General features: G+C 62.9%; 19 protein-coding genes. 14 read left to right on the top strand and 5 right to left on the bottom strand.

All coding sequences use genetic code 11. The annotated features are described in order from the left end of the window. Positions 1-22: 22 nt before the first annotated feature. Positions 23-1240, bottom strand: coding sequence for an acyl-CoA dehydrogenase family protein (locus GWG67_RS07960; protein ID WP_275168563.1), 1218 nt, complete (start codon positions 1238-1240; stop codon positions 23-25). Positions 1241-1597: 357 nt separating this feature from the next. Here GWG67_RS07960 and GWG67_RS07955 point away from each other — a divergent pair, with 357 nt between their 5' ends. The 3 genes from GWG67_RS07955 (at position 1598) to mtnA (ending at position 3996) form a co-directional block, all read left to right on the top strand. After that, the gene (locus GWG67_RS07955) at positions 1598-1870 is read left to right on the top strand and encodes a phosphopantetheine-binding protein (protein WP_275168561.1); all 273 of its coding nucleotides are present in this window, start codon (positions 1598-1600) and stop codon (positions 1868-1870) included. A gap of 122 nt (positions 1871-1992) precedes the next feature. Continuing rightward, on the top strand, positions 1993-2868 hold the full coding sequence (locus tag GWG67_RS07950) for an S-methyl-5'-thioadenosine phosphorylase (RefSeq protein WP_275168560.1): 876 nt from the start codon (positions 1993-1995) through the stop codon (positions 2866-2868). A gap of 18 nt (positions 2869-2886) precedes the next feature. Then, entirely contained in the window at positions 2887-3996 is a 1110-nt protein-coding gene (mtnA, locus tag GWG67_RS07945; protein ID WP_275168558.1) for an S-methyl-5-thioribose-1-phosphate isomerase, read from the top strand. A gap of 120 nt (positions 3997-4116) precedes the next feature. Here the strand turns inward: mtnA and GWG67_RS07940 are convergent, their stop codons facing one another. Next, complete coding sequence (locus tag GWG67_RS07940; protein WP_275168556.1) at positions 4117-4752, bottom strand: HAD-IA family hydrolase; 636 nt, start codon at positions 4750-4752, stop codon at positions 4117-4119. 111 nt (positions 4753-4863) lie between these two features. Here GWG67_RS07940 and GWG67_RS07935 point away from each other — a divergent pair, with 111 nt between their 5' ends. Both GWG67_RS07935 and GWG67_RS07930 read left to right on the top strand, forming a co-directional pair. Then, the gene (locus GWG67_RS07935) at positions 4864-5622 is read left to right on the top strand and encodes a trypsin-like serine protease (RefSeq protein ID WP_275168555.1); all 759 of its coding nucleotides are present in this window, start codon (positions 4864-4866) and stop codon (positions 5620-5622) included. Positions 5623-5747: 125 nt separating this feature from the next. Further along, positions 5748-7250 (top strand): NAD(P)/FAD-dependent oxidoreductase, encoded by a 1503-nt coding sequence (locus GWG67_RS07930; protein WP_275168554.1) that lies wholly within the window; start codon positions 5748-5750, stop codon positions 7248-7250. 185 nt (positions 7251-7435) lie between these two features. Here GWG67_RS07930 and GWG67_RS07925 read toward each other — a convergent pair whose 3' ends face one another. Both GWG67_RS07925 and GWG67_RS07920 read right to left on the bottom strand, forming a co-directional pair. Beyond that, positions 7436-8365, bottom strand: a complete 930-nt coding sequence (locus GWG67_RS07925; protein ID WP_275168553.1) for a response regulator — start codon at positions 8363-8365, stop codon at positions 7436-7438. Next, on the bottom strand, positions 8349-11720 hold the full coding sequence (locus GWG67_RS07920) for an ATP-binding protein (RefSeq protein WP_275168552.1): 3372 nt from the start codon (positions 11718-11720) through the stop codon (positions 8349-8351). Before GWG67_RS07920 ends, GWG67_RS07925 begins: the two co-directional genes overlap by 17 nt. A 173-nt stretch (positions 11721-11893) precedes the next feature. Between GWG67_RS07920 and urtA the strand changes: the two genes are divergently transcribed. The 9 genes from urtA to GWG67_RS07875 all read left to right on the top strand — a co-directional run bounded on the left by urtA (position 11894) and on the right by GWG67_RS07875 (position 23252). Beyond that, positions 11894-13153, top strand: coding sequence for an urea ABC transporter substrate-binding protein (gene urtA, locus GWG67_RS07915; protein ID WP_007615926.1), 1260 nt, complete (start codon positions 11894-11896; stop codon positions 13151-13153). A gap of 148 nt (positions 13154-13301) precedes the next feature. Continuing rightward, positions 13302-14228, top strand: a complete 927-nt coding sequence (gene urtB, locus GWG67_RS07910) for an urea ABC transporter permease subunit UrtB (protein ID WP_211395282.1) — start codon at positions 13302-13304, stop codon at positions 14226-14228. 17 nt (positions 14229-14245) lie between these two features. Beyond that, positions 14246-15385 (top strand): urea ABC transporter permease subunit UrtC, encoded by a 1140-nt coding sequence (urtC, locus tag GWG67_RS07905; protein WP_275168551.1) that lies wholly within the window; start codon positions 14246-14248, stop codon positions 15383-15385. 172 nt (positions 15386-15557) lie between these two features. Next, on the top strand, positions 15558-16313 hold the full coding sequence (gene urtD / locus GWG67_RS07900) for an urea ABC transporter ATP-binding protein UrtD (protein WP_275168550.1): 756 nt from the start codon (positions 15558-15560) through the stop codon (positions 16311-16313). Positions 16314-16324: 11 nt separating this feature from the next. Then, positions 16325-17014 (top strand): urea ABC transporter ATP-binding subunit UrtE, encoded by a 690-nt coding sequence (urtE, locus tag GWG67_RS07895; RefSeq protein WP_007598073.1) that lies wholly within the window; start codon positions 16325-16327, stop codon positions 17012-17014. 27 nt (positions 17015-17041) lie between these two features. Continuing rightward, a complete protein-coding gene (gene fmdA, locus GWG67_RS07890; RefSeq protein WP_007615916.1) occupies positions 17042-18271 on the top strand; it encodes a formamidase in 1230 nt (409 codons plus the stop codon). A gap of 93 nt (positions 18272-18364) precedes the next feature. Continuing rightward, positions 18365-18736, top strand: coding sequence for a zinc ribbon domain-containing protein (locus GWG67_RS07885; RefSeq protein ID WP_275168549.1), 372 nt, complete (start codon positions 18365-18367; stop codon positions 18734-18736). A 39-nt stretch (positions 18737-18775) separates the two neighbouring features. Then, the gene (locus GWG67_RS07880; protein WP_275168548.1) at positions 18776-19816 is read left to right on the top strand and encodes an aliphatic amidase; all 1041 of its coding nucleotides are present in this window, start codon (positions 18776-18778) and stop codon (positions 19814-19816) included. Between the two features lie 352 nt (positions 19817-20168). After that, positions 20169-23252, top strand: coding sequence for an autotransporter domain-containing protein (locus GWG67_RS07875; RefSeq protein ID WP_275168547.1), 3084 nt, complete (start codon positions 20169-20171; stop codon positions 23250-23252). Between the two features lie 4 nt (positions 23253-23256). On the opposite strand, the gene GWG67_RS07870 is transcribed toward GWG67_RS07875, so the two are convergent. Next, positions 23257-24087: an MlaD family protein gene (locus GWG67_RS07870; protein WP_275168546.1), complete on the bottom strand. Its 831-nt coding sequence runs from the start codon at positions 24085-24087 to the stop codon at positions 23257-23259. Positions 24088-24155: the final 68 nt, after the last annotated feature.

Genomic DNA, 24155 nt, shown 5'->3' with positions numbered 1-24155 from the left:
TTGGTCTAGTCGTGAAGGCACGTCAGTCGTGAAGGCTCAAGGGTACGCCGCTCATCAGGGTCGACGTCGCGGCATTGGCCAGAATGCGGTCGTTGTTGATCATGATCGGCGACGACAGCACGTCGCGAAGATGGCGGCCCATGGTGAACTCACCGTCGTTGCGGTAGCCGGAAAGGCCTGCGGTGCGCATCGCATGCATCACGGTCTCGACCGCGAGCTCCGAGGCCTGCACCTTCAGAAGCGTGATCGAAGACTGGAAGTCGAGCGAGCCGAGCGCGCGTTCGTCGTGCTCGGCGCGAGCAAAGGCGTCGATATTGGCCGATATCAGCGCCCGCAGCTTGGCCAGCGACATCTTGGCGGCGGTGAAATGCGCGGCTGCCGGGGGCATCTGGCCGCCTGAGGTGCGGGCCGCCTTGCGGACGAAGGCCTGCGCACGTGTGACCGCGGCTGCAGCGATACCCGCCCAGGCCGAGGACCAGCACAGATGCGCGAACGGCGTCATGGTCTGGGCGTGGATCTTGTCGTAGGCTTCCGGAAAGACGCGGTCGGTCGGGCAGTCGACCTTCAGCTCGAAACCGGTCGAGCAGGTGCCGCGCATGCCGAGGGTTTCCCAGCCCAGCGTCCGCTTCAGCGAATAATCGTCCCTGGCGAGCGCCAGCAGCACCTGGTCGGACGCGGAAGCATCGGTGGCGCGGCGGGCGATGGTGACGAGGCCGTCGGCCTCGGCGCCGTAGGAGATCACGGTGGCGTCGCGCAGCAGCGAGACGGTGTCGCCTGCGACGTCGACGGCGGCTGCGCTGGCGCGGATGTTGCCGCCGTTCTGGCCTTCGGTGGTGGAGGAGGCGAGCAGCCACTGGTCGCGCGCGACCCGGCGCATCATGGTTTCCATCCAGGGGATGCCGTGGCCGTGCCTGACGACGCAGGCGACCTTTGTCGTGTGCATGGCGTAGATCATCGCCGTGGAGGCGCAGGCCCGTCCGAGCGTGTAGCAGACGTCGGTGACGTCGTGGATCGAGGCACCGAAGCCGCCGAACTCGGCCGGGATCATGACGCCGAGCAGCTTCTGCTCACGCGCGACATCGAAGGCCTTGTGGGGGAAGCGGGCATCGCGATCGACCCCCTCTGCGTCGGCAGCCGCCGTGGCAGCGGTTCGAGCGGCGCGTTCGACGAGGGAGGGACCCTGCTCGAGAAAGCTCGTCTGCGTCTCGTCGACAGTGAGGACTGCTTCACGCACGTTCATACTCGTCCGCCTCCGGTTTGCCGTTCAGGATCGCCGGCATCATTCGCGATGCCGCTTGAGCGATCCTTCGACCATCTTTGCTTATGAGATGAGGCTACGGATTTAATTCAAATTCGTCGATGAAATAGAGGGTAAACAAAGCCCAATTCCGAACGAACAGTTAAGTTCGGGTTGTTTGCATCGTCCGGATTCCCGCGATCGCATTAGGGATCTGTAAGAAGCCAGAAATCCAGACAATCTGAGTCATCGTTTACTAAGAAACGCGAAGTAATGGTGGTGTCCATTGCGGGATCGGCCTGCCGTGCCCATCGTAGCCGGCAACCGGTCCGACCTTTGTCGACAGATGGGAATTTACCGATGCAGGCTTTCGATACCGATTTGCGCAATCGCATCATCAAGCTGGTGAAGGGCATCCTCGCGCAGAACTCGCTCTCCGCCGAGGTCACGTCGCAGGCCAAGCTCGTTGACGTCGGCCTGACCTCGATGGACATGGTCAATCTGATGCTCGGCGTTGAAGCCGAGTTCGACTTCACGATTCCCCAGGCCGAGATCACACCGGAGAACTTCCAGTCCGTCGAGACGCTGGAGCGCATGGTCTCGGCTCAGCTGCAGTCGGCGGCCGCGGCTTAGTCAGGCGCGCTGGCGCGCGTCCTCCTGACGGCACTTCCGCCCCATCACCCGTTCCAAAACCCACATAAAACTGGCATAGCTTCTCCACGGAATCGCCAAGGCGCGAACGGGGTGGAGCAAGCATGACGCAGGCGGTATTGGGCATCATCGGCGGTTCCGGCATCTACGATCTGCCGGGGCTGGAGGATGCTCGCGAAGAGGTGATCAACAGCCCCTGGGGTGAGTCGTCGGCGCCCTTGCGGCGCGGCTCCATTGCCGGCCTGCCGATCGTGTTCCTGCCGCGCCACGACAAGGGCCACCGGCTGTCGCCCTCCGACATCAATTATCGCGCCAATATCGACGTCCTCAAGCGCGCCGGCGTCACCGACCTGATCTCGCTGTCGGCCTGTGGCTCGTTCAGGGAGGAGCTGCCGCCGGGAACCTTCGTTCTCGTCGACCAGTTCGTCGATCGCACCCACAAGCGCGAGAGCTCGTTCTTCGGCCGGGGATGCGTCGCGCATGTGTCGATGGCGCACCCGGTCTCGCCGCGGCTGCGCATCCATCTTGCCACGGCGGCCGAAGCCGAGGGCATCGCGTTTGCGCGCGGCGGCACCTATGTCTGCATGGAGGGACCGCAATTCTCGACCTATGCGGAAAGCACGACCTACAAGACGCTGGGCTATTCCGTGATCGGCATGACCAACATGCCCGAAGCGAAGCTCGCGCGTGAGGCCGAACTTTGCTACGCCACCGTTGCGATGGTGACGGATTTCGATTGCTGGCATCCCGATCACGACGCCGTCACCGTGCAGGACATCATCCGCGTTCTGAGCTCGAATGCCGACAAGGCAAAAGCGCTGGTGGCGCGGCTGGCGAAAGACTTCCCGCGCGAGCATGAGCCGTGCCCGATCGGCTCGGACCGCGCGCTCGATACCGCGCTGATCACCGCGCCCGAGGCGCGCGATCCCGAGCTCTTGAAGAAGCTCGATGCGGTGGCCGGGCGCATCCTGCGCACGTGATACGAAAGGCAGAATGCCATGAAGGTCGACGGCAAGCATTTTCGCAGCATCTGGCGTGAGCGCGACGGCTGGTCGGTCGGAGCGATCGACCAGCGCCGGCTGCCGCATGAGTTCATTGTTGCGAAGCTGACCTCATGCGAGGACGCGGCCCTCGCCATCCGCGACATGCTGGTGCGCGGTGCGCCGCTGATCGGCGCGACCGCAGCTTACGGCATGGCGCTCGCGATGCGCGAGGACGCCTCCGACGCCGGCCTGAAGCGTGCCTACGACACGCTCGTAGTGGCGCGGCCGACCGCGATCAATCTGAAATGGGCGCTGGACGAGATGCGCGCGAGCCTCGCGCCGATCGATCCGCTGGAGCGCGCCGAAGCTGCCTATGCGCGCGCCGACGAGATCGTCGAGCAGGACGTCGAGATCAACCGTGGCATCGCCGGCAACGGCCTGAAACTCATCGAGGCGATCGTCGCAAAGAAGAAGCCGGGCGAGACCGTCAATTTGCTGACCCATTGCAATGCCGGATGGCTCGCGACCGTCGACTGGGGCACGGCGACGGCGCCAATCTATCTCGCGCATGAGCGCGGCATCAAGATCCATGTCTGGGTCGACGAGACGCGTCCGCGCAACCAGGGCGCCTCGCTCACGGCCTGGGAGCTCGGCCATCACGGCGTGGCGCATACCGTGATTCCCGACAACACCGGCGGGCATCTGATGCAGCACGGCATGGTCGATCTCGCCATCGTCGGCACCGATCGCGTTGCCGCCAACGGCGACGTCTGCAACAAGATCGGTACATATTTGAAGGCTCTGGCCGCGCATGATAACGGCGTGCCGTTCTATGTCGCGCTGCCGTCGCCGACGATCGATTTCGCCGTCGATGACGGCATCCGCGACATCCCGATCGAGCAGCGCAGCGGCACGGAAGTCACCGATATGACCGGCCGCACCGCGGACGGAAGACTTGAGACGGTGCGCATCGTGCCGGAGGGCTCGCCGGTCGCGAACTATGCCTTCGACGTCACCCCGGCGCGGCTCGTCACCGGCCTCATCACTGAGCGCGGCGTATTGAAGCCCGATCGTGCTTCACTTGCCGCCGCGTTTCCGGAACGGATCGCCGCCGCGGCCGAGTAGGTCTGGTTCGGCGATAGCTCGCCACAGTCGTCATTGCGACCGCAGCGAAGCAATCCAGAATCGTTCCGCGGCGGCAGTCTGGATTGCTTCGCTGCGCTCGCAATGACGGAGAATGATGCTCTAGCTCAGCTTCAATCCCGTCGCGGCCTGGAGCTCGGCGATCGCCTGGGCGCCGCTGGTCACCTTGATCGTCGTCATGCCCATCTCGCGTGCCGGCTTCAGATTGACGCCGAGATCGTCGAGATAGACGCAATTGTTCGGATCGACCTTCAGCGTCTCGACCATCAGCTGATAAATGCGCGGGTCGGGCTTGCGCAGGCCGATCTTGGCGGACTCGATGACATGGTCGAACAGCACCATCACCTCGGCGACATAAAGTGAGCGCCCGGTCATGCTGCCGATCGCATTGGCCGGCAGATTGTTGGTAATGCAGCCGGTCTTGAATTGCGCCTTGATGCGCTTCAGCGCTTCGACCATCTCGGGGCGCAGATCGCCCTGGAGCAACGGCAGCACATCGCGGCCGCGCACCTCCGCGCCGAGCGCCAGCGACTCCGTCGCGAACAAATGATCGAACGTGTCGATATCGACCTCGGCGCGCTCGAACTTGGCCCAGGCATTTTCCAGATGATTGGCGGCGTTGGTGCGCCGGATGATGTCGATGGGCAGGCCACGCTCTGTCTCGAACCGCGTGAACGCTTCGAACGGCGAACTCGTCAGCACGCCACCAAAATCAAAGATCACAGCCTCGATCGTCAAGATCCCGCCCTCGTCTGTTCCTTTCCAAGAGCGCTAGCATGCGCTATCGGCAAGGGCCAGTCCGAAGCAATCCCACCGCCGTCAACGATGCCGACACCGAAGCGTGTTCCCATGAAAAAGCTCGTAACCCTCATTACATCCGCGCTGCTGCTCGCCACGCCCGCCTATGCCATCGTTGGTGGCGGCACGCCGCAGGCCGATGGTGTCGCGCGCGCCGTCGTCACCATCGTCGGCTCCCGCGGCAATTTCTGTACCGGCACCCTGGTTGCGCCAAAGCTTGTGCTCACCGTTGCCCACTGCGTGCAGCCAGGCGCGGACTACAAGATCGTCGATCGCGGCACCGACGGGCAGCCGCAATTGCTGAACGTCCGCACCGTCGCGATCCATCCGAATTTCAACATGCAGGCAATGCAGGCGCATCGCGCTACCGCCGACTTGGCGCTGCTGCAACTGGAAATTCCACTCAAGGGAAAATCGACGGTGCCGGTCGGGACGCCGAATATACCGATCCAGGTCGGCAGCCGCTTCGTCATCGCCGGTATCGGCGTCACAGTGCGTGGCGACGGCAAGAGTGGCGGCGCGACGCGTGTTGCCGGCCTCGTCGCGACGGGGCAGCCCGGCACGCTCCAGATCCGGCTGGTCGACCCCGTAACCAACGGTGTTCGCGACGGAATTGGCGCCTGCACCGGTGATTCCGGCGGTCCCGTGTTCGAGGACAAGGCGACCGGATCCGTGCTCGTCGGCGTCATCAGTTGGTCCACGGGGCCGAACGGAGCCGCCGGCTGCGGCGGGCTGACCGGTGTCACGCCGCTCACGCTCTATCGCGACTGGATCTTGCAGACCGCGCGGAGCTGGGGTGCGGCGCTGTGATTTGACCGCGTCCTGATCTATGTCATCTTGAAGCGGAAGCGCGATGGGCAACCACGTCCGTCGCGGAGGAAACGCGCCGCCCAATCAAGGGCGGCCACAAAAACAAGCAAGGCATAGAAGCAACAATGAATGTCGCTGTTCGCAGTCACGCCACGGCCAAACAGGCTTCTGAACATTTCGACGTGCTGATCGTCGGCGCCGGTATCTCGGGCATCGGTAGCGCCTATCACATGACCAGGCAGCTTCCGGATGCGAGCTTCGTCATCCTGGAAACGCAGGCGACGTTCGGCGGCACGTGGACCACGCATCGCTATCCCGGCATCCGCTCCGACAGCGATCTCCACACCTTCGGTTATAGCTTCAAGCCCTGGGTCGGGCCGCCGATCGCGACCGCCGACGAAATCCTCGCCTATATGAACGAGGTGATCGATGAAAACGATATCGCGCGACATATCCGCTACAAGCACAAGATCAATTCCGCGAGCTGGTCGAGCGAGCAGAACCTCTGGACCATCGAGGCGGTGACGACCGACACTGGCGAGCCAAAGACCTTCACCGCGAATTTTCTCTGGATGTGCCAGGGCTATTACCGCCATTCGGAAGGCTATACGCCGGAATGGAAGGGTACGGATCGCTTCAAGGGCCGCATCGTTCATCCGCAGACCTGGCCTGATGATATCGACCTCGCGAACAAGAAGGTCGTCGTGATCGGCTCCGGCGCGACGGCGGCGACGCTGGTGCCGAACATCGCCGACAAATGCGCGCATGTCACGATGCTGCAGCGTTCGCCGACCTATTTCCGTCTCGGGCGCAACGCCATCGAGATCGCGGAGGAGCTGCGCCGGCTGCAGGTCGACGAGGCCTGGATCCACGAGATAGTCCGCCGCAAGATCCTGTTCGAGCAGGACGCCTTCACGAAACTCTGCATCTCCAAGCCCGAGCAGGTGAAGAAGGAGCTGATCGGCCAGATCAGCGCGGTGCTCGGTCCGGAGTACGATGTCGACACCCATTTTACTCCGAGCTATCGGCCGTGGCGGCAGCGCATCGCCTTCGTGCCCGATGCCGATCTGTTCAAGGGCATCGCAAGTGGCAAGGCGTCCGTCGTCACCGACGAGATCGAGTGTTTCGTCGAGAACGGCATCCAGCTCAAATCCGGCAAGCTGCTCGAAGCCGACATCATCGTCACCGCAACCGGATTCAATCTCGCGGCGCTCGGCGACATCGCCTTCGAGGTCGACGGCAAGCCGCTCGACTTCGGCGACACCGTCACCTATCGCGGCATGATGTTCACGGGCGTGCCGAACATGGTCTGGGTGTTCGGCTATTTCCGCGCCAGCTGGACGCTGCGCGTCGACCTCGTCGCCGACTTCGTCTGCCGCCTGCTCGGTCACATGAAGGCCAAAGGCAAGAAGAAGGTCGAGGTCAAGTTACGCGCCGAAGACCACAACATGCCGATCCTGCCCTGGATCGATCCGGAAAACTTCAACCCCGGCTACATGATGCGCAACATGGACCTGCTGCCCAAGCGCGGGGACAAGCCGGAATGGCAGCACAGCCAGGATTACTGGACCGAAAAGGACGAGATCCCGAAGACGGATCTGGATGGCGGGGAGTTTGTGTACGGGTGAGGAGAGGCAGGTGTCGCTACAAGCTTCTCCGTCGTCCTGGCGAAAGCCAGGACCCATTACCCCAGGGAGAAGTTGCGGCGCGAGCTTGTCATAAAGAATCGTCGCCAAACCACGTACTGTGGTAATGGGTCCTGGATCGGCGCTCCGCTTCGCTGCGCTTGTCCAGGACGACGGCGGTGGAGGCGTCAGGAATTCCTTCTTGTCGCATTCGTTGCAATCGCCGCCGCCGCAGTCCGGTTCTCGACCCCGAGCTTGGAGTAGATCTGCTCGAGATGCTTGTCGACCGTGCGCGGGCTCAAGCCCAAAATCTGCGCGATGTCGCGGTTGGTCTTGCCCTTGCTGAGCCAGGCCAGCACCTCGCCTTCGCGGGTGGTGAGGCCGAGCTCGCTGGTGAATTCGGGTGGCGGCGCGGTGCCGGACTCCCTGGACAGCCGAAGCAGAAACTCGTTCGGCGCGGTCTCGCCCATGTAGTACAGCCGGAGCTGAGGATTGTCGGGCAGGGAAGCCGCCTGAGATTTCGAGCTGCCCTTGCCCTTAGCCTGCTCCAGCCATTGCAGCAATGATACTGGCAGGACGAAGTCGTCGTCGGCCTGCGCGCCGTGGTGGTCCGTCAGCAGCTTCTGCGCCTGCGGGGTCGCCCACAACAATTTGCCCTGGCGGTTGACCGCGAACAGGAATCGGCCGGAGACGTCAAGCGCGGCGCGTGCGCTTTGCGTCAGCCGCGCATTGCCGAGATGAACGCGGATGCGCGCCAGCATCTCCTCGATCACGATCGGCTTGGTCACGTAGTCGACGCCGCCGGCTTCCAGCCCGCGCACGATGTGCTCGGTCTCGGCGAGCCCCGTCATGAATATCACCGGGACATTGGCAAGGCCCGCATCGCGCTTGAGGCGGCGGCAGGTCTCGAACCCGTCCATGCCAGGCATCACCGCGTCGAGCAGCACGATGTCAGGCGTGATCTGGTCGACGATGCGCATTGCGGCCGCGCCGTCGAGCGCCACCATTACCGTCATCCCGGCGCTGTCGAGCGCGTCGGTGAGCAGCCGCAGCGTCTCCGGGGAGTCGTCGACAACGAGCGCGACGTCGCGCTTTTTCGACTCAGTGCTCATACGCATGCAACGTCTTCAATGTGGCCATGTACTGGTCGAGATCGAAGCGGTCGATCAGCGACCGCATTTCCGCGACGAAGTCGGCATGTTCGGGGTGCTCACTGCCGATCTCGTCCAGCTTCAACTGGATAGCCTTGACGTAGCCGATCTGACCGAGCCCGATCAGCGCCTCGATGTGTCGTACAGGCGGCCGCGAGCCGCTCTCCGGCCGCCATAGCGGCACGGCGATCTCGTCCGAGCCGTATTGCCATTCGATCTTGAGAAGCTGGCGGATGCCTTCCAAAAGCCTGGGAATGTCGATCGGCTTCATCAGATAGCCGTCGTGGAAAGGCTGCGCCAGCGGTGCGCCGTGGGCCTCGAGCGCGCTGGCGGACACCATCAGGATGCGCGCCTGATGGTGGCCGTTCGCACGCAACGTCTCTGCGACCGTCCAGCCATCCATACCAGGCATGGAGATATCGAGCAAAAACAGATCGGGCCGGCAGTGTTGGGCCAGCGCCAGGCAGCCAGGTCCGTCCGGCGCGCTGAGCAGGATGAAGCCGAGTGGTGTCAACACCTCGCGCAGGAGGTCGCGATGCACGGGATCGTCGTCGGTAATGAGGATGGTCTTGCGCGTGCCGTGATAGCCGGAGATCGGGGCCTCCACCGGCGCAATGCGCTGCGGATTGGTGACTTCCGAGAGCAGCATCTTGACCTTGAACGTGCTGCCGCTGCCGACCGTGCTCGAGACCTTGATGTCGCCGCCCATGACGCCGGCGAGCAGCCGGCTGATGGTCAGGCCCAGCCCGGTCCCGGTCTGCGGCTGCGAGACACCGAGCGCGCCGCGTTCGAAAGGTGCGAAGATGCGTTCGAGATCGTCGCCCTGGATGCCGGGGCCGGTGTCGATCACCTCGAACTCGGCGACCGGGCTGCGATAGTGCACCACGAACTGCACACTGCCGGCCTGGGTGAACTTGATCGCGTTGGACAGCAGATTGATCAGCACCTGGCGCAGCCGCTTCTCGTCGGCATAGACCACGACCGGCAAATGCGCCGGCCGCCTGAACACGAAGTCGATGCTCTTGGCCGCGGCTTGAAGGCGGAACATGCCGACGAGCTGGTCGAGGAATTCGCTCAGGCGCACCTCGTCGCGCGACAGGTACAGCCGCCCCGCCTCGATCTTGGAGATGTCCAGAATGCCGTCGATCAGGCCGGAGAGGTGATCGGCACTGCGGCGGACGACGCGGACCTGGTCGCGCGGCTTGGTGCTGAGCGTCGTGTCCTGCTCCAGGAGTTGGGCATAGCCGCTGATCGCATTGAGCGGCGAGCGCAGCTCGTGGCTCAGGCCCACCACGTAGCGGCTCTTGGCGAGGTTGGCGGATTCGGCGATTTCCTTGGCGCGCTGGAGCTCGGCGTCGGTGCGCTTGTGTGCGTCGATCTCCTGGATCAGCAGCGTGGTCTGGCGCCGGGTCTCGGCCTCTGCGGCCCGTCTGCTCTGCTGCGCCAGCACGAACAGCCAGGCCACCACGCCGATGATGATGCTGAGTGAGAAGAACACCTTCCAGAGCACGTTGGAGACGAGCATGTTCTCGCCAGGCACGCTGACCGAGGTCTGGAGGTAGATCAGCCCCAACACCAGCGCGACGAGGCCAGCCGAGACCATGAACACACCGATGTAGTGACCGAACTGCGAATTGATCCGCTGATAGATCGGCTGCGGCAAGATCCTGGCGAGCGCGTCGGCGAATTGCACCTGCGCGCGCGCATGCGGTTTGCATAGGTCATGGCAGCGCGCGTCGAGCGAGCAGCATAGCGAGCAGATCGGGCCGGCATAGGCAGGACAGGAGGTCATGTCCTCCGGCTCGAAATGGTGCTCGCAGATGCAGCACTGGATCGATTCGATATTGGCCCAGCTCCTCTTCGGCTTGCGCGCGATGTAGTATTTTCCGTCGGTGAGCCAGGCGATGACGGGTGCGGTGACGAAGGCGACCGTCAGCGCGACAAAGGCCGCGAGCGCTTTCATGGTCGAGCCGAACAGGCCGTAGAATGCCGCGATCGAGACGATGGTCGCGATCGTCATCGCGCCGACGCCGACCGGATTGATGTCGTAGAGATGGGCGCGCTTGAACTCCATCTGCGGCGGGCGCAGGCCGAGCGGCTTGTTGACCACGAGATCGGACACCAGCGCGCCGACCCAGGCGATCGCGACATTGGAATAGAGCGCCAGCGTCTGCTCCAGCGCCTTGTAGACGCCGATTTCCATCAGCAGCAGCGCCACCATCACGTTGAACACCAGCCAGACGACCCGGCCGGGGTGGCTATGCGTCAGACGCGAGAAGAAGTTCGACCAGGCGATTGAGCCTGCATAGGCGTTGGTGACGTTGATCTTGAGCTGCGACAGGATCACGAACGCGCCGGTGAGTGCCAAGGCCATGTCCGGTTGCGACAGCACGTAGCGAAACGCTTCGAGATACATGTGCGCAGGCTCGGCGGCCAGCTCGCTGGAGAGACCGTGGCTCAGCGCGAAGAAGGCGAGAAACGAGCCCAATAGCAGTTTCAGCGCGCCGAAGATGATCCAGCCGGGGCCCGCGATCAGCAGGGCGGTCCACCACGACGTTCGCGAGGTGCGGCGGTCGCGCGGCAGGAACCTGAGGAAGTCGACCTGTTCGCCGATCTGGGCCACCAGCGAAAACACCACGGAGGATGCGACACCGAACAGCAGCAGATCGAAATGTCCGCTGGGGTCGCCGTGCTCGCCGGCGAATTTGCGCCATTCCGTGAACGAGTAAGGATTGGCCCAGGCGATCGCGGCAAAGGGCAGGATGTGCAGGATGATCCAGATCGGCTGCGTCCAAAGCTGGAAGCGGCTGATCAGCGTGATGCCGTAGGTGACAAGCGGGATGATCGCGACCGCGCTGATGAGGTAGCCGATCGGGCGGGGAATGCCGAAGCACATCTCAAGCGCCGTGGCCAGGATCACCGCCTCGATCGCGAAGAAGATGAAGGTGAAGGAGGCGTAGATCAGCGAGGTGACGGTCGAGCCGATATAGCCGAAGCCGGCGCCGCGGGTGAGCAGGTCAATGTCGATGCCGCATTTGGCGGCATAATAGGCAATCGGAACGCCGCAGCAGAAGATGATGGTGGAGACGACGAGGATCGCTGCGGTGGCGTTTGTGACGCCGTAGTTCAGGGTGATTGTGCCGCCGATCGCCTCCAGCGCCAGAAAGGAGATGGCGCCGAGTGCAGTGTTGGCTACGCGAGCGGCGGACCAACGGCGCGCGCTCTTGGCGGTGAAGCGCAGCGCGTAGTCTTCCAGCGTCTGGTTGGCGACCCATTGGTTGTACTGGCGCCTGACGCGATCTATTCGCTGCCGCCCTGCCACTTAAGCCCCACTCCCACTCCCGAACTTACCGGACCCCTCGCAAAACCCGTACCAAAAGCCTACGTCGTCATTTTGCGGTGCAGTATACGCGATCTTGCGTATGCTTGCAGTGCACAAATTCGAGCCATCCTCACGGCACCAATCGCGTGTCCTCGAACAACAGTGGGGTGCTCATGTCAGACGAAGCGAACAAGGGCCTGTTATCGCCGCTCCGGCGCAAATTATTGATGGGAATGGCGGCCGTCCCGGCCATCACCATGCTGCCGCGAGCATCCTTTGCGCAGGCCCCGGCGACCTCGGCGGTCAATACCACGGGCCTCGCGGTCACCGACACCGAGGTGACGGTCGGCATCCTGCATTCGGCGACCGGCACCATGGCCATCTCCGAGACCGGCTCGATTGAAGCCGAAAAGCTCGCCATCGAGCAGATCAATGCCATGGGCGGCGTGCTCGGGCGCAAGATCAAGTTCATCCAGGAGGACGGCGCCAGCGATTGGCCGACCTTTGCCGAGAAGGCCAAGAAGCTGCTGGTCAACGACAAGGTCGCGGCGATCATGGGCTGCTGGACCTCGGCGTCCCGCAAGGCCGTGCTGCCCGTCATGGAGCAGTACAACGGCATGCTCTATTACCCGACCTTCTATGAGGGTCTCGAGCAGTCGAAGAACGTGATCTACACCGGCCAGGAAGCCACTCAGCAGATCCTCGCCGGCCTGAATTGGATCGCCAAGGAGAAGGGCGCGAAGTCGTTCTTCTTCATCGGGTCCGACTACATCTGGCCGCGCACCTCGAACAAGATCGCGCGCAAGCACGTCGAGAACGTGCTGAAGGGCAAGGTCGTCGGCGAAGAATATTATCCGCTCGGCAATACGCAGTTCAATTCGGTCATCAACAAGATCAAGCTGACCAAGCCCGACGTGATCTTCACCGACGTCGTCGGCGGCTCGAACGTCGCATTCTACAAGCAGCTCAAGGCGGCCGGCATCGACCTCTCCAAGCAGGCGCTGCTGACGATCTCGGTGACCGAAGACGAAATCGACGGCATCGGCGGCGAGAACATCGCGGGCGCCTATGCCTGCATGAAGTACTTCCAGTCGCTCGACAATCCGAACAACAAGAGCTTCGTCCCGGCGTTCAAGAAGATGTGGGGCGAGAAAACCGTGATCGGAGACGTCACCCAGGCTGCCTATCTTGGCCCGTGGCTGTGGAAGTTGACGGTGGAGAAGGCGGGCTCCTTCGACATCGACAAGATCGCGGCGGCGTCGCCGGGCATCGAGTTCAAGGGCGCTCCGGAAGGCTATGTGCGCATCCACGAAAATCATCACCTCTGGTCGAAGACCCGGGTGGGACGCGCCAAGCTCGATGGCCAGTTCGAACTGATCTACGAGACCGCCGATCTGGTCGAGCCGGATCCGTTCCCCAAGGGCTACCAGTAAGACTGGGGTTACCAGTAAGACGCGGCGCCTGCCGCGGCTTCCCCCGAGATCAAGCGTCTCCCTGGCGTGGATCGCAAGTCCCACGCCCAAGACCCCCGCGTCGCGAACCTGCTCGCGACGCGGGACCCTTTCCCGACGGAGGACATCGATGTTCGGCGACTACTCGCTTGGTGACCTTGGCTCCATCTTCGTCATGCAGGGCTTTGCAGGACTGATCCTGTTCTCCGTCTACGTCCTGATGGCGCTCGGTCTTGCGATCATCTTCGGCCAGATGGGCGTCATCAACATGGCCCATGGCGAGTTCATGATCCTTGGGGCCTACGTCACCTGGATGACCTCGAATTTCTTCCAGTCCTATTTGCCGAGTTTGTTCAGCGGCTACTTCTTCCTCGCGATGATCCTGGCCTTTGTCGCGTCCGGTGCGCTGGGGATGCTGGTGGAATGGGTGCTGATACGGCATCTCTACAAGCGCCCGCTCGACACGCTGCTTGCGACCTGGGGCCTCAGCCTAATGCTGCAACAGGCCTATCGCTCCGTGTTCGGCGCGCGTGAGGTCGGCGTAGAGCTGCCGCAATGGATGCTCGGCTCGCTGCACGTCACCGACAGCATCGAAGTGCCGATCAACGGCGTCTTCGTGATGTGCCTCACCGTCCTGATCACCGTCGGCGTCGCCTACGTGATGTACAAATCGCGCTGGGGTCGACAGGTGCGCGCCGTTGTGCAGAACCGCATCATGGCCGGTGCCGTCGGCATCAACACCGAAAAGGTGGACCGCTACACGTTCGGCCTCGGCTGCGGCATTGCCGGTGTCGCCGGGAGTGCCTTCACCATGATCGGCTCGACCGGGCCGACTTCCGGACAGCTCTACATCGTCGATACGTTCCTGGTGGTCGTGTTCGGCGGCGCGGCAAGCCTGCTCGGCACCATCGCATCGGCCTTCTCGATCTCGCAGACCCAATCCACCCTCGAGTTCTTCCTGTCGGGCTCGATGGCCAAGGTGCTGACGCTGCTTGCCGTTGTCGGAATCCTGATGCTGCGGCCGCAGGGTCTCTTCGCCCTCAAGGTCCGCAAATAACAAGAAGCAGGCAAGTCATGGTCATCAACTCACGCTTCTTCAATCGATCCGAGCTCATGGGCTTCCTCGTGTTGGCCGCCGTGCTGTTCGTGATCCTGCCGCTCTCGCTGGATGTGTTCCGTCTCAACCTGGTCGCGAAGTATCTGACCTACGCCTTCGTCGCGCTCGGTCTCGTGCTGTGCTGGGGCTACGGCGGCATCCTCAGTCTGGGGCAGGGGGTGTTCTTCGGCCTCGGCGGCTATTGCATGGCGATGTTCCTCAAGCTCGAGGCCTCCAGCGTCGAGAATACCAAGATCCAGTCGACGCCAGGCATCCCGGACTTCATGGATTGGAATCAGATCACGTCACTGCCACTGTTCTGGCAGCCATTTCACAGTCTCACCTTCACCATCCTCGCCATCATCCTGGTTCCCGGCATCTTCGCGCTGATCATCGGCACCGCGATGTTCAAGCGCCGCGTCGGCGGCACCTATTTCGCGATCATCACCCAGGCCGTCGCGGCCATCCTGACCATCCTGATCGTCGGTCAGCAGGGCTACACCGGTGGCATCAACGGCATGACCGACCTGCGCACCCTGAAGGGTTGGGACATCCGGCCCGACCACGCCAAGGTCATCCTGTACTTCGTCGAGGTAGTGCTGCTGTTCGCCTGCATCGGCATCGCGCAGTTCATCCGCCTGACCAAGCTCGGCCGCATCCTGGTGGCGATGCGCGAACAGGAGGACCGCGTCCGCTTCTCCGGCTACAGCGTCGCCAACTTCAAGATCTTTGCGTTCTGTATGGCCGCGGTTTTCGCCGCGATCGGCGGGGCCATGTTCGCGCTCAATGTCGGTTTCATGTCGCCGTCCTTTGTCGGCATCGTGCCGTCGATCGAGATGGTGATCTACACCGCGGTCGGCGGACGGATGTCGATCTTCGGCGCGATATGGGGCGCCATTCTGGTGAACTTCGCCAAGACCAGCCTTTCGGAGTCCTTCCCGCAACTCTGGCTGTTCGGTCTCGGCGCGCTGTTCATCGCGGTCGTGCTTGCTTTCCCGAACGGCCTGTCGGGGCTCTGGGCCGACTATGTGCAGCCGCGCATCGATCGCCTGTTCGCCTCGCGCAAGAAGCCGGGCTGGAGCGACAATTCGGTTGCCGACGGCGCACCCGCAGAGTGAGGAGACCATCATGCTCGTCGGTCATCACGATGCCGATGCCACGCTGGCAGTAAGGAAATAGATCATGCTCGTCGGTCATCACGATGCCGATGCCATGCTGGCAGTGAGGAGATAGATCATGCTCGTCGGTCATCACGATGCCGATGCCATGCTGGCAGTGAGGAGATAGATCATGCTCGTCGGTCATCAGCCCAAGGAATTCCTGCTCGCGGTCTCCGGGCTGACGGTTTCCTTCGACGGCTTCAAGGCAGTCAACGATCTCTCGTTTTACATCGAGGAGAACGAGATCCGCGTCATCATCGGCCCCAATGGGGCCGGCAAGACCACGGTGCTCGACCTGATCTGCGGCAAGACCAAGGCGACCGAAGGCTCGATCCAGTTTCGCGGTACCGAGCTGACCAAGCTCAAGGAGAACGAGATCGTCAAGGCCGGCGTCGGCCGCAAGTTCCAGACGCCGTCGGTGTTCGAAGACCTCACCGTGTTCGAGAATCTCGAGATCTCGTTTCCGCGCGGCCGCACCGTATTCGGCTCACTCACTTTCCAGCGTGACCAGCCGGTGAAGTCACGCGTCGAGGAGGTCGCCGAGATGATCTTCCTCAAGGACAAGCTCAATACTTATGCCTCCGAGCTCAGCCACGGCCAGAAGCAATGGCTCGAGATCGGCATGCTGCTGATCCAGGACCCCGACCTCTTGATGCTCGACGAGCCCGTCGCCGGCATGAGCGTCTCCGAGCGTGCCAAGACGGCCGAGCTGCTCAACCGCATCATCAAGAACCGCTCGGTGCTGGTGATCGAGCACGACATGAAGTTCGTCGAGGACATCGCGCACAAGGTGACCGTGCTTCACCAGGGCCAGATCCTCTCGGAAGGGACCATGGAGAAGGTGAAGAACGACCCCAAGGTCATTGAAGTTTACTTGGGTCATTGAGGAGCACGCTGATGCTGGCAATTTCCGATCTTCACGTCGCCTATGGCCAGAGCGAGGTGCTGCACGGGCTCAACGTCAAGGTCGCGCCTAACGAGATCGTGGCGATCATGGGCCGCAACGGCATGGGCAAGACCACGCTGATGAAATCGCTGATGGGCATCCTGCCGGCCAAGAGCGGCTCGGTGACCATGGACGGCGCCGAGCTCGGTGCCTTGCCGAGCTACGCGCGCGTCGCCAAGGGCCTCGCCTATGTGCCGCAAGGCCGCATGATCTTCTCCACCATGACGGTGAAGGAGAACATCGAAACCGGCCTCGTGGTCTCCGGCGGAACCGAGGTGCCCGGCGACATCTACGAACTGTTTCCGGTGCTGCTGGAGATGAAGGACCGCCGCGGCGGCAATCTCTCCGGCGGCCAGCAGCAGCAACTCGCGATCGCTCGCGCGCTGGCGACCAAGCCAAAAGTGCTGCTGCTGGACGAGCCGACCGAAGGCATCCAGCCGTCGATCATCAAGGAGATGGCGCGCACGCTCAAGCGCATCCGCGACGAGAAGGGGCTTTCGATCGTCGTGTCCGAGCAGGTCCTGAGCTTCGCGCTCGATATCGCCGACCGTGTGCTGGTGATCGAGAACGGCGAGATCGTCCGCGACGATCCGCGCGACGCCGTCGACGCCGCGCAGGTCTCGAAATATCTGTCCGTCTAACCAACCGTGTAAAAGGGGAGCATCTCGATGCCAGAGACACTGATCAAGGTCGATCTCACCAAGTCGGCCTATGAAAATGACATGGTGCATAACCGCTGGCACCCCGACATTCCGATCGTGGCCTGGGTCAATCCCGGCGACGATTTCATCATCGAGACTTATGACTGGACCGGCGGTTTCATCAAGAACAACGATTCCGCCGACGACGTCCGCGACATCGATCTGTCGATCGTGCACTTCCTCTCCGGCCCGATCGGGGTCAAGGGCGCCGAGCCCGGCGACCTCCTCGTCGTCGACCTGCTCGACGTCGGTCCGATGAAGGAGAGCATGTGGGGCTTCAACGGCTTCTTCTCCAAGCAGAACGGCGGCGGCTTCCTCACCGATCATTTCCCGCTGGCGCAGAAGTCGATCTGGGACATCAAGGGCCTCTACACCTCGTCGCGGCATATTCCGGGCGTCAACTTCGCCGGCCTGATCCATCCCGGCCTGATCGGCTGTCTGCCCGATCCGAAGATGCTGGACACCTGGAACAAGCGCGAGGCCGAGCTGATCGCGACCAACCCGACCCGTGTGCCCGGCCTTGCCAATCCGCCGTTCGCGCCGACCGCCCATGGCGGCCGCGCCAAGGGCGACGTCAAGGACAAGATCGGCGCGGAAGGCGCGCGCACGGTGCCGCCGCGTGAGCATGGCGGCAATTGCGATATCAAGGACCTCTCGCGCGGCTCGAAGATCTACTTCCCGGTCTACGTGCCCGGTGCCGGTCTCTCGATGGGCGACCTGCACTTCAGCCAGGGCGATGGCGAGATCACCTTCTGCGGCGCGATCGAGATGGCCGGCTGGCTGCATCTGAAGGTCGAAGTTATCAAGGACGGCATGGCGAAGTACGGCGTCAAGAATCCGATCTTCAAGCCGTCGCCGATCACGCCGAACTACAAGGACTATCTGATCTTCGAAGGCATCTCGGTCGACGAAGCCGGTAAGCAGCACTATCTCGACGTCACCATTGCCTATCGCCAGGCTTGCCTGAATGCGATCGAATATCTGAAGAAGTTCGGCTACTCCGGCGCCCAGGCCTATTCGATCCTTGGCACCGCACCGGTTCAGGGTCACATCTCAGGCGTGGTCGACGTGCCCAACGCCTGCGCCACGCTATGGCTGCCGACGGAGATCTTCGACTTCGACGTGATGCCGTCCTCGGCAGGTCCGATCAAGCACATCAAGGGCGATATCCAGATGCCGATCTCGCCGGACAAGTAACCCCTGCGCGACGTGATGCGGGACGGCGTATCTGCCGTCCCGCATCCGCCGCGGAATGGTTTCTCTTACAGGCAACAGCGTAGGGATGATGCGATGCCGGTCTATGAATATCTCTGTGACGATTGCGGTCCGTTCAAGGATATGCGCCCGATGGCCGAATGCGACGATCCGCAGGTCTGTCCAAGTTGCGAAATCATGGCCCCGCGGGTCATTCTGACCGCGCCGAATTTCTTCTGCATGCCGTCGGAGACGCGCAAAGCTCACGCGGTCAACGAGCGCAGCACGCATGCGCCGCAGACACTGGCGCAATACAAAGCCGCGCACGGTCCCGGTTGCGGCTGCTGCTCCACGGGCAAGAAGTCATCGAAAAACGCATCGGACAAGAAGCCGGCGCGGCTGGTGACCAAGACCAGGAGCGGCGCCAAGGGCTTCCCCACCGCGCGGCCCTGGATGATCAGTCACTGATTCACGCGGCAATCTCAAACAGAGTAGAGGAGCAATTCAATGCTTCACGGTGACATCTCCAGCAGCAACGACACCGTCGGCGTCGCGGTGGTCAACTACAAGATGCCCCGCCTGCACACCAAGGCCGAGGTGCTCGACAATGCCCGCAAGATCGCCGACATGGTGGTGGGCATGAAGACCGGCCTTCCCGGCATGGATCTCGTGATCTTCCCGGAATACTCCACCCAGGGCATCATGTACGACTCCAAGGAGATGTATGAGACCGCTTGCGCGGTGCCCGGTGAAGAGACCGCGATTTTTGCGGAGGCCTGCCGCAAGGCCAAGGTGTGGGGCGTGTTCTCGCTGACCGGCGAGCGCCACGAGGAGCATCCGAACAAGGCGCCCTACAACACCCTGATCCTGATGAACGACAAGGGTGAGATCGTGCAGAAGTACCGCAAGATCATGCCGTGGGTGCCGATCGAGGGCTGGTATCCCGGCAACTGCACCTATGTCTCCGACGGCCCGAAGGGAATGAAGGTCAGCCTGATCATCTGCGACGACGGCAACTTCCCGGAGATCTGGCGAGACTGCGCCATGAAGGGGGCCGAACTGATCGTGCGCTGCCAGGGCTACATGTATCCGGCCAAGGAGCAGCAGGTCATGATCTCCAAGGCGATGGCGTGGGCCAACAACGTCTATGTCGCGGTCGCCAACGCCGCCGGATTCGACGGCGTCTACTCCTATTTCGGTCACTCCGCGATCATCGGCTTCGACGGCCGCACCCTCGGTGAATGTGGCGAGGAGGACTACGGCATCCAATATGCCCAGCTGTCGAAGCATCTGATCCGCGATGCACGCCGCAACGGTCAGTCACAGAACCATCTCTACAAGCTGGTCCATCGCGGTTACACGGGTATGATCAATTCCGGCGAAAGCCCGCGCGGCGTAGCGGCCTGCCCCTATGATTTCTACAAGAACTGGATCGCCGATCCCGAGGGGACACGGGACATGGTCGAGGCGATGACGCGCGCGATGCCCGGGACCGCCGAATGCCCGATCGACGGCATCCCGGATGAAGCGGCGCCGAGCAACTACTGAGCCGTGGCCCCAAACCAGTGTGTGTGAAGGGGTGCCGCTCGCTCCCATTGGGACGCGGCGCCGCCCCAGATGGTCAATGATTGATGTGAACGACAGTCAATACTGCGACCGAACCGCACACGCACACGTCGTGGATCGACCAGGCTGCGCCGGAAAAGCGTGCCTCTGGTGCAACATGGTCAGCTGAATCAGTCCGGTTTTGCTGCCCCCCAGCGATTCCGCCGATTCCGTAGTTCCACGGAGTGGCCCGGCGGCCTAGTTTGCCGGCGGCGCCGCTGGGGAGCGCTGGACTGAGGGCATCAAAGTGGAATTTGGGCCGCCGACGGCTGGTCGAATTGGGCTGCGCCTTGCCGTGGTCGCTTCGTCTGTCGTGGGGGTCGTTCTCAGCCTCGGCCTATCGGCGATACCAGCGCAGGCGGACTGCGCGCCCGACCCGGCGGCAAGCGGGCAGACCGTCACCTGTAGCGGCACCGATGCCGACGGCTTTGTGGCAGGCGGCGGCGTCACCAATCTGACCGTAAATGTGCTGACTGGTGCTAGCGTCAACGATAACGGCACGGCGGCGATCAACGTCAATGACACCAACGTCATCACCAACGACGGCACGGTGTCGGCGGGCTCGGTCCTCACCGGCATCAATGGCGGCAATTCGAACACCGTGACCAACAACGGCGCCATCACGGTGCTTGATAACGGCCTCGGTATCTCCGCGCTCGATCACAACATCATTATCAATGCCGGGACCGTCACCACAGGCGACCACGGCAGTGCGATCTCGGTAGGAAACAACAATAGCGTTAGCAACAGCGGTGCGCTGTCCATCGGCACATCGGGCGCGGGCATCTTCGCGGTCCAGAGCAACACGATCACCAACGCCGCGACGGGCACGATCACCGGCCTCGATGATTCAATCGGGATTTACGCTTCGTTCGGTGGCACGACCGTGACCAATGCAGGCGCGATCAAGGTCGGCGATTCCTCGGGCTTCTCCGGCGGCATCGTTGCGATTATGGATAACAACACGGTCACCAACGCTGCCACCGGCACGATTTCCGTCGGGCAGAGTGCCGCCGGCATCTTTATGCAGGGTAATTTTCAAACCGTCAGCAATTTCGGCGCCATCACGGCCAGCGACTTTGGCGTTGGCATCGCCTTGTTCGGTGATGACGGCAAGGTGACCAATAGTGGTTCGATCAAGTCGGGCGACGGCGCATCCGCCGGCATTGCGGTGCAAGGCAATCGGACCGCGATCAACCAAAACGGGACGGTCAGCGTCGGTCTGGGCGGTGCGGGCATCGCGTTTACGGGCCTGTCCTCCACGATCAGCAACAATGGACGGATCACAGGGGCCGATTTCGCCGAGGGCATCGTAGCTCTCGGTGATTCCAACACCATCATCAACAGCGGTACGATCACCGTCGGCGATTCCGGCTTAGGCATCGACGTGAGCTCGTTCACGACGACAAACCAGATCGTCAATACCGGAACCATTACCGTCGGTGCTGGCGGTGTCGGCATCAGCGCGAACGGCGGGGCCAACGTCTTCAACTCGGGGACCATCAACGCTGCGGCCGGAATTGCTGCAATCGAGTTTTGTGTCTGCGGCCCCAACACGCTGACGCTCGGACCCGGCAGCATCATCAACGGCCTGGTGCTAGGCACCGGCGCCGACACCTTCCAGCTCGGCGGCACCGGCAAAGATACGTTCAACCTCGACCTGATCGGTCCCCTTCTTCAGTATGACGGCTTCTCGACCTTCAACAAGGTCGACAATTCGAACTGGAGCGTGACCGGCACGGGTAATCAGGACTGGAATGTGCTGGGCGGCACGCTCACGCTGGTCGGTACCATCAACGGCAATGTAAGCGTCGCGACCGGTGGCACATTCGGCGGCGTCGGCAGTGTCAACACGATCAACGTCAATGGTGGCACGCTGTCGCCGGGCAGCCCGACCGGAATGCTCAACGTGAACGGCGATCTCACCTTCACGGCGGCGTCGGCGTACATGGTGCAGGTCTCAGGTACGAGCAACGGCATCGCTGTGGTCACCGGGACCTCCACGCTCAATGGGGCCACGGTTACAGTCGTCCCGACCGGCTCGATCGCGAAACACTACACGATCCTGACTTCGGCGACGCTTCCCGACAAATTCAATCCGGCCGTCGCGGGTCTGTCTTCGAACCTGAAGGCCAGCCTGAGCTACGATCCCAACAACGTCTTTCTGGATCTCTCGCTAGGCTACGGTACAGGTCTCAACGTCAATCAGCAGAACGTCGCCAACGCGCTGACGAGCGTCTTCAACCGGACCGGCAGCCTTCCCGTGGCTCTCGCGAATCTCTCGCCGACGGGGCTGACACAGGCCTCCGGCGAGTCGGCGACGGGCACGCAGCAGACGAGTTTCAACGCGATGAACCTGTTCCTCGGCCTGCTCACGGACGTGTTTGGCGCGGGGCGCAACGGGACGCCGGGTGCGACGCCCTTCGCCGAAGAGACGAGCGCGAATGCGTATGCTGCGACCGGCAAGGGCACACGCGACAGGAACGCACGCGACGCTCTTGCCTCGATCCATCGCAAGACGCCGCCGGCGAGTTTCGAACAACGCTGGGACCTGTGGGCGGCCGGCTATGGTGGCTCGCAGACCACCGACGGCAATGCCGGCCTCGGCTCAAACAACACCAGCAGCAGCGTCTACGGCACCGCCGTCGGCCTCGACTACCGCTTCTCGCCGTCCACGATCGCCGGCTTTGCGCTTGCGGGCGGGGCAACCGGCTTCAACGTCAACGGACTCGGCTGGGGCCGCTCCGACCTGTTCCAGGCCGGCGCCTTCGTGCGTCATACGGCGGGGCCGGCCTACATAACGGCCGCGCTGGCCTATGGTTGGCAGGACGTCACGACCAACCGCATCGTCACCGTGGCCGGCGTCGATCAGTTGCGTGCGCAGTTCAACGCCAACGCGCTCTCGGGCCGAATCGAGGGCGGCTATCGCTATGCCTCGCAGTGGATCGGCCTCACGCCCTATGCGGCGCTCCAGGCCACCGTGTTCAGCCTTCCGAGCTATTCGGAGTTCGCTGTGGTCGGCAGCAACATCTTCGCGCTGAATTATGCCGCCAAGGACGTGACCAGCACCCGCACCGAGCTCGGCCTGCGCGCGGACAAGTCATTTGCCGCAGCCGGCGGCCTGATGACCCTGCGCGGCCGCGTCGCCTGGGCACATGACTACAATCCGGATCGCGCCGTCGGTGCGGTCTTCCAGACGTTGCCGGGATCGGCGTTCGTGGTGAACGGCGCCGCCCAGGCGCACGATTCCGCACTGACCACGGCGGCGGTGCAGATGAGCTGGATGAACGGCTGGTCTGCGTCGGCGACTTTCGAGGGGGAGTTCTCGAACGTCACCCGCTCTTACGCCGGCAAGGGCGTCGTCCGCTACGCGTGGTGACGGTCTACCGCTTCTGCTGCGCCGGCTTGCGCGGCGGTCGCGGAGCGGCGGCGGGGGTGGGTGTCCCGCTCATCTTGTTGGCGGCTTCGCTGACGTCGAGCAGCGAACGGCGGATGTCCTCAAGGAAGTTTGCCGATTTCTTCTTCATGGTGTCGGCGAGCTCGTGCAATCCCTGGATCTTTTCGAACAGCTCATCCGCCTTGCCGTCGGCAAAGCCGGGCACCACGCCCTCGATCTTTGTGACCGCCTTGTCGAAGCCCGCGAAGGCGCTGTCGACCTTGGCCATGACGGAATCGATTTCGCCGCCCTTGCTCCGGAGATCGGCGGTGTATGTCTCGAACGTGCGCAGGCCCTCCTTGATCGCCGGGGCGTTGGTGACGATGGTGCGATCGACACTATGCAGGGTGTCGACGATCGATTCGGCGTCGCTGAGATCAGCGGTCAGCACGGGGACGCCGTCCGAGTCGAGCGGCACTGGCGGCGCCGAGGGCGCGCCGCCGATCAGCGACACCGCGGCGACGCCGGTGAGACCCTGGAACTCGATGCCCGCGACGGTGTCCTTGCGGATCGGCGCGGAGTTGTCGAGCATTACCAGGGCCACGACCTTGCGCGGATTGTCCAGCTTGATCGACAGGATCTGGCCTGCGGGGACGCCGTCGAAATTGACCGGCCCGCCGCGGCGCAATCCGCTGGCGGAGCCGCCCTCGAATACGACGCGCAACGGGCTGCGGCTCTGGAGGGTGCGCCATTTCTGCACGCCGAGCACGCCGCCGAACGCCACGGCGATCACCGCCAGCGTCGCCGTTCCGATCACCAGATTGCTCGCGCGTGCCATGCGGGATGATTTTACGGCCAAAGCGGGGAAGTTGGAAGGATGATGCTGTGGCCGCAATAATAGGATGG

This window comes from Bradyrhizobium sp. CSS354 (assembly GCF_029051725.1).
In the GTDB taxonomy this organism is placed as follows: domain Bacteria; phylum Pseudomonadota; class Alphaproteobacteria; order Rhizobiales; family Xanthobacteraceae; genus Bradyrhizobium.
The sequence above is the reverse complement of the archived record's forward strand: the minus strand, read 5'-3'. Positions and strand labels throughout refer to the sequence as shown.

Bases quoted from the DNA above. Each gene is read 5' to 3' on its own strand.
- fmdA (WP_007615916.1), top strand. From the start codon at position 17,042: ATGCCAGAGACACTGATCAAGGTCGATCTCACCAAGTCGGCCTATGAA.
- mtnA (WP_275168558.1), top strand. From the start codon at position 2,887: ATGAAGGTCGACGGCAAGCATTTTCGCAGCATCTGGCGTGAGCGCGAC.
- GWG67_RS07960 (WP_275168563.1), bottom strand. From the start codon at position 1,240: ATGAACGTGCGTGAAGCAGTCCTCACTGTCGACGAGACGCAGACGAGC.
- GWG67_RS07885 (WP_275168549.1), top strand. From the start codon at position 18,365: ATGCCGGTCTATGAATATCTCTGTGACGATTGCGGTCCGTTCAAGGAT.
- GWG67_RS07950 (WP_275168560.1), top strand. From the start codon at position 1,993: ATGACGCAGGCGGTATTGGGCATCATCGGCGGTTCCGGCATCTACGAT.
- GWG67_RS07930 (WP_275168554.1), top strand. From the start codon at position 5,748: ATGAATGTCGCTGTTCGCAGTCACGCCACGGCCAAACAGGCTTCTGAA.
- urtA (WP_007615926.1), top strand. From the start codon at position 11,894: ATGTCAGACGAAGCGAACAAGGGCCTGTTATCGCCGCTCCGGCGCAAA.
- urtE (WP_007598073.1), top strand. From the start codon at position 16,325: ATGCTGGCAATTTCCGATCTTCACGTCGCCTATGGCCAGAGCGAGGTG.
- urtB (WP_211395282.1), top strand. From the start codon at position 13,302: ATGTTCGGCGACTACTCGCTTGGTGACCTTGGCTCCATCTTCGTCATG.
- GWG67_RS07955 (WP_275168561.1), top strand. From the start codon at position 1,598: ATGCAGGCTTTCGATACCGATTTGCGCAATCGCATCATCAAGCTGGTG.
- GWG67_RS07935 (WP_275168555.1), top strand. From the start codon at position 4,864: ATGAAAAAGCTCGTAACCCTCATTACATCCGCGCTGCTGCTCGCCACG.
- urtC (WP_275168551.1), top strand. From the start codon at position 14,246: ATGGTCATCAACTCACGCTTCTTCAATCGATCCGAGCTCATGGGCTTC.
- urtD (WP_275168550.1), top strand. From the start codon at position 15,558: ATGCTCGTCGGTCATCAGCCCAAGGAATTCCTGCTCGCGGTCTCCGGG.
- GWG67_RS07925 (WP_275168553.1), bottom strand. From the start codon at position 8,365: ATGCGTATGAGCACTGAGTCGAAAAAGCGCGACGTCGCGCTCGTTGTC.
- GWG67_RS07870 (WP_275168546.1), bottom strand. From the start codon at position 24,087: ATGGCACGCGCGAGCAATCTGGTGATCGGAACGGCGACGCTGGCGGTG.
- GWG67_RS07880 (WP_275168548.1), top strand. From the start codon at position 18,776: ATGCTTCACGGTGACATCTCCAGCAGCAACGACACCGTCGGCGTCGCG.